This window comes from Marinomonas transparens, assembly GCF_016463975.1.
Taxonomy (GTDB): domain Bacteria; phylum Pseudomonadota; class Gammaproteobacteria; order Pseudomonadales; family Marinomonadaceae; genus Marinomonas; species Marinomonas transparens.
In genome coordinates, this window is record NZ_JAEMNX010000047.1 from 1 (window position 1) to 11,452 (window position 11,452).

General features: G+C 47.7%; 4 protein-coding genes. 2 read left to right on the forward strand and 2 right to left on the reverse strand.

What is annotated here, in order from left to right:
- On the reverse strand, nucleotides 1–1,881 hold a 1,881-nt coding region (locus I8J31_RS20445; protein WP_199470437.1), incomplete at its 3' end, for a retention module-containing protein.
- 379 nt (nucleotides 1,882–2,260) lie between these two features.
- Between I8J31_RS20445 and I8J31_RS20450 the strand changes: the two genes are divergently transcribed.
- Nucleotides 2,261–3,751: a SulP family inorganic anion transporter gene (locus I8J31_RS20450; protein WP_199470438.1), complete on the forward strand. Its 1,491-nt coding sequence runs from the start codon at nucleotides 2,261–2,263 to the stop codon at nucleotides 3,749–3,751.
- 17 nt (nucleotides 3,752–3,768) lie between these two features.
- The gene (locus tag I8J31_RS20455) at nucleotides 3,769–4,620 is read left to right on the forward strand and encodes a universal stress protein (RefSeq protein ID WP_199470439.1); all 852 of its coding nucleotides are present in this window, start codon (nucleotides 3,769–3,771) and stop codon (nucleotides 4,618–4,620) included.
- Between the two features lie 193 nt (nucleotides 4,621–4,813).
- Here I8J31_RS20455 and I8J31_RS21160 read toward each other — a convergent pair whose 3' ends face one another.
- The gene (locus I8J31_RS21160; protein WP_325101232.1) at nucleotides 4,814–11,437 is read right to left on the reverse strand and encodes an immunoglobulin-like domain-containing protein; all 6,624 of its coding nucleotides are present in this window, start codon (nucleotides 11,435–11,437) and stop codon (nucleotides 4,814–4,816) included.
- Nucleotides 11,438–11,452 lie beyond the last annotated feature (15 nt).

Sequence of the window (11,452 nt, forward strand, 5' to 3'; positions counted from 1 at the left end):
AGAAGCACTGATGGTACCCGTGATGGTCGCGTCTTCAGCAACCGCACCTGTTGCGGCTGTCGCCACTGGCGCGTCATTCGTACCAGTGATGGTCATGGTAACGGTTTGCTCTGTACCGCCTGCGGTTGTCACTGTAAATTCTTCCACAGCACTTTCGCCAACGCCTAATTCATCAAAAGCACTGTTCGCTACAAACGTCCACTCGCCGTTCGCATCGACGCTAAATGTACCATTCTCTCCAATGGTCGTTTTCGCTATAAAAGTGTTGTCTTCATTATCAACATCTGTCGCCGTCAAGGTACCAGACCAAGATAAAGGTGCATCCGTTTCAGCACCTAATCCAGAGGTATCACCACCGATAACGGCATCATCATTGACAGCATTTACGGTGACAGTAACATCCGCCGTATCAGTGGCTAAACCATCACTAACGGTATAGCTGATAGTCGCCTCACCGTTGAAGTTCTCCGCTGGGGTAAATTCAAGTTTGCCATCTACAACAGCAACCGTTCCTTGTTCAACAGGAACAGTGGCACCTGTGATGCTTAAAGTATCGCTATTAGCATCACTGTCGTTCGACAACACATCGATGGTGATCACGCCACCATCTTCTTCGCCTGTTGCGGTATCGTCGACCGCCACTGGGGCTTCGTTTAAAGCGACCGTATGCGTTGAAGTTGTTGACGCGGTAAAAGGGTTACCAGAGTCATCTTGTCCGGTCACTGTGACAACAAAAGAAGTATCTTCTGCTAAATCACTGCCTGCTACATCCACACTCCAAGTTCTATTGTCAGCATTTATTGTCGTAGTGTAGGAAACGCCATTAATTTCCATAGAAACGACATCACCAGCAGATGGATCGCCAATAACACGTCCGCTTACCGTAATCGTTTCACCACTTTCTTGCGCATCAATCACATCGTCTGAGGTAATAGGGTTAACTCGAATAGTCGCCCTCGTCGTTGTATCCACTAAATAATCTTCAACCGTGCTTGCCGAACCTTGCTGACCACTATCACTAGAAACAACAACACTGGCTTCAACCGTGTTATCTGAATCCGCTAACAAATCCGCCCCAGAAACACTGATAGAAAAAGTATTGCCAGTAACCTCTCCAGTGTATGTCACGCCGTTTACGATCAGGGTAACTACTCCTGAATCAAAAGAATCCCCTGTCACGCTTCCCGTTATTAATATATCTTCACTCGTTTCTTGAGTGTTAAGGGTGCCATCTCCAGCAATTGGATTAATATCTAGCAGGACAATAGAAGGAGGTAAATCAAGGGTAGAGGCAGTCGTTGAAGTGGTTTCAGCTTCTGTTGTAGAAGTAGATGTCCTAGTGTCTGTTTCTGAAAATGAAGAGCCAGAACCAAAAGAAGAAAGAGATAATGTAGAATTAATATTCGAATCATAACCATAAGACGGTAAAGAACTTCTATAGTCATCACCTAAAGCCCCGTCGTTATTACGGTCAATAGACACATCCACTCGATTTTGCTCGCCATCAGCCCCCTCTTCACCTGCTGCTGGGGCATCCTGAATTGCGGTTGGATCCGCTCCATCTAAGATAGCTTGTTGCAACGCCTCTTCTTCGGTCGTCGCGTCTGCAACCAACTCTTCCTCATTATCAAGACTAAAGATCTCATCCGTCATTTCAACAATAGAGTCACTACCAATCACGATTTGAGTGTTATCAATAAAGGCAATAGTGACTTGGCTTACATCATTGGTAATGACTGTTTCACCAAAAAAGATAGGATCACCTAGCTTAATTACGCGCTCTTGGCCGTCGATGGATTGAACGACCGCCGAACCATTTAGCTCACTAACAAAGCCAATAGGTGAGCCTAAGTTGGCAAATGATGTTTGATTGTCGCTCATGGTGAATCTCCTGAACTCTAGATAAGACGGAATAGTTTTATAATTACTGAAAAGATAGGAGAATCAAAGACAACTAGCTATTGTACCTTGGTACAGTCAATGTAATGATTTGTTTACTTCTAAATATTCCCCAAATCAAGCTAGGTCTTATGTAGGCATTTCATTGCTATACATGAGTCAAATCTTTATAATTTTTGCAATTTCGGGCACTGACCCTAGGCTTCATTGGTTATTATTTCCAGTGACCTATTTCAGAGTCTATTCCTGACTCAAACAATGAGCACTTATGCCATGCATTTGTCATAAGCTTGCGCGATAACCTCAAGCTTCTTTTATAAAAAGTGACCGCTATTTTTCTTATAAATTCAGAAGGTAATACATGATCGATTCGATAAAACGAGACTGGTTCTCAAACATTAAAGGCGACTCTCTCGCTGGTACTGTCGTCGCCCTTGCTTTGATACCAGAAGCTATTGCTTTTTCCATCATCGCTGGCGTTGACCCTAAAGTAGGCTTATACGCGTCCTTCTGTATCGCCGTAGTCATCTCCTTTTTTGGCGGCAGACCAGGCATGATTTCTGCGGCAACCGGCGCAATGGCCCTACTAATGGTGACCTTAGTAAAAGAGCACGGCCTAGAATATTTGCTTGCTGCATCTCTATTAACCGGCGTATTTCAAATCTTCGCGGGCTATTTAAAGCTCGGTACCTTGATGCGCTTTGTATCACGGTCGGTCGTCACTGGGTTTGTGAACGCCCTCGCCATTCTTATTTTTATGGCGCAATTGCCGGAGTTAACCGATGTAACCTGGCATGTTTACGCAATGACCGCCGTTGGGTTAGGTATTATTTATCTCTTTCCTCTGATCCCAGTCATTGGTAAAGCCGTGCCCTCGCCCTTAGTGTGTATTGTTCTTCTCACCGCCTTTGCCATTACCTACGGATTAGATATTCGTACCGTAGGTGATATGGGTGAGCTACCAGATACACTGCCAATTTTCCTATGGCCTGATGTACCACTTAACCTAGAAACCCTAATGATTATTTTGCCTTATTCCCTAGGTCTAGCGGTGGTTGGTCTGCTCGAATCCATGATGACAGCAACCATAGTGGATGAGTTCACCGACACAAGTAGTGACAAAAACCGCGAGTGTAAAGGACAAGGCGTTGCCAATATCGCATCAAGCTTAATGGGCGGCATGGCAGGCTGCGCCATGATCGGCCAATCCGTCATCAATGTTAAATCTGGCGGCCGTGGTCGTTTATCTACTTTTATTGCCGGCTTCTTATTATTGATTATGGTGGTCTTTTTAGATGATCTTATTGGTCAAATTCCAATGGCGGCTTTAGTTGCTGTGATGATCATGGTCTCCATTGGTACTTTCTCATGGGAATCGATAATCAACCTGAAAAAACACCCACTGTCGACGAATGTTGTCATGCTAGCCACTGTTTCTATTGTGGTAGCAACACACAACCTAGCCATTGGTGTATTTGTCGGTGTATTGCTTGCGGCACTCTTCTTTGCCAACAAAATTGGTCGCTTTATGGTGGTCAAAAGTGATAAACAAGAACACCCTACTCACCGTACTTATAAAGTCATCGGACAAGTATTTTTCGCCTCTTCAGATCACTTTAATGCTTCTTTTGATTTTAAAGAGGTCGTTGAAAAGGTTACGATTGATCTTACTGATGCTCATTTCTGGGACATCACGGCTGTATCCGCTTTAGATAAGGTGGTTATCAAGTTCCGTCGTGAAGGAGCAGAAGTGGTACTCATCGGAATGAATGAAGCCAGCTCAACCATAGTCGACAAATTTGGGGTTCATAATAACCCAGAAGAAGTTGAAAAAATTATGGGCGGCCATTAAGGCATAGGAGAACAATAATGAAAAACGTAATTGCATGTATCGATGGCTCCTCTTTATCCGAATATGTGACGACCGCCGCCGTGTGGGCCGCCAACAGCATAGGCGCGCCATTAACGCTATTACACACTCTCGAAAAAGAAGCGACTAAGCCCCATGAAGACTTATCCGGGTCAATCGGCTTTAGTAGCCGAGAGCACCTAATGGATGAGCTAATCGAACTTGACGAAAAGCGCTCCAAGCTAGCACTACAGCAAGGCAAAATCATGCTAGATAATGCCAAAGCCTTTGCTATAGAGTCCCATGCTAAGCAAATTGAATTACTCCAACGGCATGGCGATTTAGTCGAAGCCTTAACCGATCTAGAAGATAACATCCGCCTTGTTGTGCTAGGCCGCTTAGGCAGCAACCACTCAATGAACGCCCACACGATTGGCTCACACATTGAACGTGTATCTCGCGTCCTACACCGTCCTATTTTAATCACGGTAGGAGAATTCAAAGCGCCGAAAAACTTCATGATCGCCTATGACGGTCGTGAAGCGGCCGACAATGCCATTGCTCGCATAGCACAAAGCCCCCTCTTGAAGGGACTACCTTGCCACCTAGTGATGGCAGGCGAAGACACCAAAGATCGACGCAAAAAATTAGAAGAAGCACAAAACATTCTTGAGCAGGAAGGGCTTGAGGTGATCGCTTCTATCCAATCAGGAAAAATCTACCCTGTCCTTACGCAATACCGTCAAGATCACAGGATAGAACTGATGGCAATGGGCGCTTACGCTCACTCTAAAGTTCGTCAATTCTTCGTTGGCAGCAATACCAGCAAGATGATAATCGAAAGCAATATTCCATTATTGATTCTGCGTTAAGCAAAGCAACCAGCTTCAAAGGGCGACGCCTTCGGGACTCGCCCTTTTTCATACATTCACCTGCTTCACTGACAAATTCAGCAATATAGCCAATCCAACATTTGAACCGCAAACAGCAGACATAAAAAAACCGAATTAGACTTCCTTTACCATCAAGCCTAATTCGGTTTTGGTTTTACCTAGACTCTAGTATCTAGCCATCAATATTAATGATGTATTCTTGGTCATTGACAATCACCGAGATCGAATCAGAACCATTCACAACATTATCGCCATTGGAATCAAAGTTAGAATCTTCTCCAAAAGTGGCTACATCGTGGCCATCTAGCTGTACACCATCCTCAGTAACACCAATATTACTTAACAAGAAATCAGTAATGGCATCAGTTTCATCACTTGTTGACCCCTTATCCATTCCGTCCAATAAGTCCGTTAGGTCTAAGGCGTCTTCGCCAGCGTTGAAGTCAGTGATCACATCATTGCTCCAGCTATTCAAGCCATTAGCCTGACCATGATCAGTAAGAATAAATAAATCCTTGCCTGCACCGCCAGTCAATGTATCTGTATCCCAGTCTTCCGCTCCCGGCATGCCGCCCAACAACAGATCATCGCCACTGCCACCGAATATGTTATCAGCACCATCACCGCCAATCAGCAGGTCATCGCCACCATTACCATATAAGGTGTCGTTACTTGACCAATCCTCAGCACCACGGCCGCGTAAGTCATTGTCTTGATTATCTCCCTCTATACTGCCATTCCATCTTTGAACCCGATCAATGTCATCAATCTCAGCCATTCTTGATTCAATAGACTCAGTACCGCCAACATAAGTCACACTATCACCAATGCTGCTATTTCCAACGCTCAAGGTAGTAGCGGTCGACTCATCCGTAGCGCCTTCACTGCTAATCCCTGTGACTGACAAGTCAAAGTCTTCCGCATCTTCAGGAATCGATAACTGCAATCCAGAAACCTGATCTTCTGATAAGGAATAAGTGCCGTTATTCAGAGGTAAAACGGTATTGCCATCGGCATCGAGCAAAGAAGCTCCCACCGGAAGCGCTGCAATTTCATAAGTTAAGACTTCACTAGCATCATTATCTGTTTGCGAACCAGAAATATTCACTGGATACAACAGGTTAGTCGTCGTTAATGTCGCTTCAATGTTATTAATATCAACCACTTCATCTGTTCTAGTGCTCGCCACAGCAAACTCAACAGTCACCTTACCTTCACTATCCAGTGTCACTGTATAAGCACTATTAATAGATGAACTGCCGCGAGAAGTTAGATCATCCAACTCACCATCATTGGCCTTAATAACATAACTGTCTCTTGTTGAAAAATACCCACGACCATCACTCCAATTACCGCTAAACACAGAATCAAAAGATAAAGTAACCGTTTCGCCTGCGTATTCAGTACCGAAATCAAACACCCGAGTTTCCGTCTCAGTTTCAATATTGCGCGCCATAAAGCGGTTACGACCCACATTCCCAAGAGAAGAAACACCCTCAGCAGACTGGACGATGGCATCACCAGGGACTTGCGTAGCCCGACCAAGCGTTACGCTTAGTTCTGGGGTATCCGCAACACCGTTTACAGAAAGGGTTAGTAGCCCACTATCTCCTGTATTAGTAACATAAGTGACCTCTGGCACATCACCAGACCAATCCTTCACTGGTATAAAGGTGTAAGAGCCGTCGCTATTCACAGTCAAGTCACCGACATCGGCAATCGCCAAGCTTGCCCCAGCGTCAACCGACTCACCTTCAACAGAGAATGAAGTAACCAATAGATTGCTACTGCTTATATCATTCGCTAACACGCCATCAGCGGCTGCTACACTCATAGCGCTATCTTCTAGACCACTATTAACATCATTAGCCACCAAGGTACCCTGATTTTCCACAGTAATATTCAAGGTATTAACGGAAGTATCTCCGTCCCCATCCACAACCCTGTAGGAATAGCTAACAAGAGTAGATTGAGCAACGCCTAAAGAATCAACCAAACCGTCACTTGGTTCAAAGGTATAGGACCCATCAGTACTAAGCACCAGAGTACCATTACTATCCTCAACAGTTTGAGCAACCACATGATCTAAGCCATCTGCTCCTGCCTCGACAGTAACCGTTCCAGATAACACAATATCTTCAGGCTCTGCTACACCGACGGCTTCTACATGAGCAACAAGAGAAAGCGTGGTCGTTTCACCTTCTGAAGTAGAAAGAGTCGTTGATACATTCCCTTGACTATCCATAAAACCATCTAACGAGACTTGATAGGTAACCTCATCAACAACAATCTCTGTCGATGGCAGCTCACCTAAGACCACAACATCATCACTATTGTTACCACGGTTTGCTGTTTCGTCATGGGTAATAGGCAACTCTAACTCGATCAACTGAGTCGCATCGCCAATCACCATAGTAAATGTCACCACCATACTTGTGCTTTGCAAAGCACTATAATTTGAACTCATAGCACTATTAGTATGAGTGAAAGTGGCTACCTCAAACTTACCGTCAAGACTTTCAGTTGATTGCCCTACGGGGTCAGTCAACTGGTACTCACTTGTCCCATTACTCGAACGCCTATCATCCCAAGTGATACGGTCATCATAGTTGTCACCATCATTATCTATCAGGTCGTAATTTTTCTTAATATTGCGTCCGCTCTCGAATTCTGCATTCACAAAGCCATTAGCGAATGAACCAACTATGAATGATTCGACCACATCAGGCCCCGTATTCACGTTCAAAGTCGCTGAGGTAACCACAGAAGCAGGCACATCATCCTCAATTGTCAAAGTGACACTTTCAGTGGTAGTCGTCGCGCCATCACCTACTTGAATACCAAACTCAATCGCCAGTGAATCTTCAGATCCCGCTGCGATATTATCTAGCGGAGCACTTAATTCGACCGTGTAAATTCCTACGCCATTCGACACATCACCAAGAGTCACCGTTACAACAGTAGCGCCATCGGCAGCCCCTATTAACTGTGCACCATCAGTGGAAACAGACCAGACAACAGGCTCCCCGCCAGAGGCATAAGTCGCTGTTGGCGCAACCAAATTAACCCCAAGAGAGTCCCCCTCTTCATCCGCAACAGCAAAGCTACCCGTAACAGACTGACTAGTAGAAGTAACCAGAACACTTTCAGATAGACTGACATCATCGGAGGATAGAATAGGCGCATCATTAACCAGCACAGTAGTTGGCGTATCTGTCGCGGTTCTGTCCGTTAAGCTACCATCCGTCGTCAAGCTGATTTCTGGCAACAGATTACCTGCATCTAAGAAAGCTTCGCCTGCCTCAGTCAATACAATGTTATTGCCATCAAGAGCGTAGTAACCTTCTAGATTAGTACCTGAAGTGAAGCCTACTGTTGGCTCCTCGTCTTCATCAGACAAAGTAAAGGTTGCAACCGTATCACCAGCCACCGTAGTGTCTTCTTCGACCGAACCTGCAGTAAGGGTTAACAGCGTCGGAGAATCCACCCTATGTTCGGAGGAACCAATACTATCAACCGTATTACCTGCTGCATCACTTGAGGTAACAATCACATTAAATTCCGTATCTGCTGCAAGATCACTACCGGCTACATCGACAGCCCAATTACCCTCCATATCGACTGTGGTGCCGTAATCAGAACCATTGATGGTCATGGTAACAACATCGCCTACGGCAATATCGCCACCGATAGCACTACCTGTCACGGCAACGATCTCATCACTTTCGGTGCCACTAATCACATCATCGGCGGTAATCGCATTCACGGTTACCGTGCCAGCCTGCGCAGCAGTATCTGCACCCGCCGCCGTAGCGCTCGTTTCGCTTGAGCGATTACCGGCCTCATCCGACAAAAACGCCATAACAACCGCTTCGGGAGACACTTCCACCAATACACCCTCAGCAATGTCCGTTGCGCTTAAGATAACAGTCGCTTCTTCACCGTTCACGCTGTAGGTTAATATGTCACCAACTTCAGAGCCCGCTACCGAAATGGTTGCTGTAACAGTACCATCTGCTCCCAATTCTTCATTATTGTAGATATCGTCTGCACCAGTACTTTCAAACTCAATACTAGGAGTGGCAATACCCACATCAACCACAGCAGGTGTTTGGTCAATCACAAGGTTCTCAAAGTTACCCCCTGTCGCCCTCGTAATCTCGGCACTAACGTTATTTGCATTGGCGTCATTAGCAACATCAATAGACACTAGCCCAGTAGTTTCACCATCCTCAATGATGATGGTCTCACCGTTATTCAATTCGACCGACACATTACCTTGAGCAACATTCGTCAAGGTAGCGGTATACACAACCACCCCACCCTCACTCGTGAGGGAACCCGTCGCGCTTAGGCTAACCGTCGTATTATCGATACTGTCGAAAATCTGAGCCGTTGTGGTCGCTTCGCTGAAGTCTACGGCTTCGAAGTTGCCGCCGTCTAATGCAATAACCCTTGCCGTGATGCTGGAAGCATCCAGATACACGTCGCTGTCCTGGGTATCGATCACCAAGGTACCTGCGATTTCACCTGCCGCGATCAGGATATCGCCTTGATCGGTAACGACAGTCACGTCGCTTTCGCCTGGGTTCGACAAGGTCGCTGTGAAGGTCACGCTCGCCGCGTCTTCGTTCACATCACTGGTTGTCAAGGTCACGGTGGTGGTGTCAATGGTGTCGCTGATTTGGGCGGTCGCGGTCGCTGCACTGAAGTCCACCGCTTCGAAGTTGCCGCCGCTCACGCCACTGACGGTCGCGCTGATGCTGGAAGCATCCAGATACACGTCGCTGTCGTGGGTATCGATCACCAAGGTACCTGCGATTTCACCTGCCGCGATCAGGATATCGCCTTGATCGGTAACGACAGTCACGTCGCTTTCACCTGGGTTCGACAAGGTCGCGGTGAAGGTCACGCTCGCCGCGTCTTCGTTCACGTCACTGGTTGCCAAGCTCACCGTCGTGGTGTCGATGGTATCGGTGATTTGGGCGGTGGCCGTCGCTGCGCTAAAGTCCACCCCTTCGAAGTTGCCGCCGCTCACGCCACTGACGGTCGCAGTGATGCTATCGGCATCTAGGTAGACATCGCTATCTTGCGTATCGATCACCAAGGTACCTGTGGTTTCACCTGCCGTAATCAGGATATCGCCTTGATCAGTAACGACAGTCACGTCGCTTTCACCTGGGTTCGACAAGGTCGCAGTGAAGGTCACGCTCGCTGCGTCTTCGTTCACATCGCTGGTTGCCAAGCTCACCGTCGTGGTGTCGATGGTATCGGTGATTTGGGCGGTGGCCGTTGCTTCGCTAAAGTCCACCGCTTCGAAGTTGCCACCATCCAGTGCAATAACGGAAGCAGTCACACTACTCGCATCCAGATACACGTCGCTGTCTTGGGTATCGATCACCAAGGTGCCTGTGGTTTCACCCGCGGCAATCAAAATATCACCTTGATCGGTAACAACAGTCACGTCGCTTTCACCTGGGTTCGACAAGGTCGCTGTGAAGGTCACGCTCGCCGCGTCTTCATTCACATCGCTGGTTGTCAAGGTGACGGTCGTCGTATCAATGGTATCGTTGATTTGGGCGGTCGCCGTCGCTGCGCTGAAGTCCACCGCTTCGAAGTTGCCGCCATCCAATGCAATAACAGAAGCAGTCACACTACTCGCATCTAGGTAAACATCGCTGTCTTGCGTATCGATCACCAAGGTACCAGTCATTTCGCCTGCCGCGATCAAGATATCGCCTTGATCGGTAACAAGAGTCACGTCGCTTTCACCTGGATTAGACAAGGTCGCTGTGAAAGTCACGCTCGCCGCGTCTTCGTTCACATCGCTGGTTGCCAAGGTCACGGTGGTGGTGTCGATGGTATCGGTGATTTGGGCGGTGGCCGTTGCTTCGCTAAAGTCCACCGCTTCGAAGTTGCCGCCGCTCACGCCACTGACTGTCGCGCTGATGCTGGAAGCATCCAGGTACACGTCGCTGTCTTGGGTATCGATCACCAAGGTGCCTGTGGTTTCACCCGCGGCAATCAAGATATCGCCTTGATCGGTAACAACAGTCACGTCGCTTTCACCTGGGTTCGACAAGGTCGCTGTGAAGGTCACGCTCGCCGCGTCTTCATTCACATCGCTGGTTGTCAAGGTGACGGTCGTCGTATCAATGGTATCGTTGATTTGGGCGGTCGCCGTCGCTGCGCTGAAGTCCACCGCTTCGAAGTTGCCGCCATCCAATGCAATAACAGAAGCAGTCACACTACTCGCATCTAGGTAAACATCGCTGTCTTGCGTATCGATCACCAAGGTACCAGTCATTTCGCCTGCCGCGATCAAGATATCGCCTTGATCGGTAACAAGAGTCACGTCGCTTTCACCTGGATTAGACAAGGTCGCTGTGAAAGTCACGCTCGCCGCGTCTTCGTTCACATCGCTGGTTGCCAAGGTCACGGTGGTGGTGTCGATGGTATCGGTGATTTGGGCGGTGGCCGTTGCTTCGCTAAAGTCCACCGCTTCGAAGTTGCCGCCGCTCACGCCACTGACTGTCGCGCTGATGCTGGAAGCATCCAGGTACACGTCGCTGTCTTGGGTATCGATCACCAAGGTGCCTGTGGTTTCACCCGCGGCAATCAAGATATCGCCTTGATCGGTAACAACAGTCACGTCGCTTTCACCCGCGTTCGACAAGGTTGCGGTGAAGGTCACGCTTGCCGCGTCTTCGTTCACGTCACTGGTTGCCAAGCTTACCGTCGTGGTGTCGATGGTATCGGTGATTTGTGCCGTCGCCGTCGCTGCGCTGAAGTCCACCGCTTCGAAGTTGCC

What these genes read in the sequence shown, in the direction of transcription:
- I8J31_RS20450 (WP_199470438.1), top strand. Translation starts at nt 2,261, where the DNA reads ATGATCGATTCGATAAAACGAGACTGGTTCTCAAACATTAAAGGCGAC.
- I8J31_RS20455 (WP_199470439.1), top strand. Translation starts at nt 3,769, where the DNA reads ATGAAAAACGTAATTGCATGTATCGATGGCTCCTCTTTATCCGAATAT.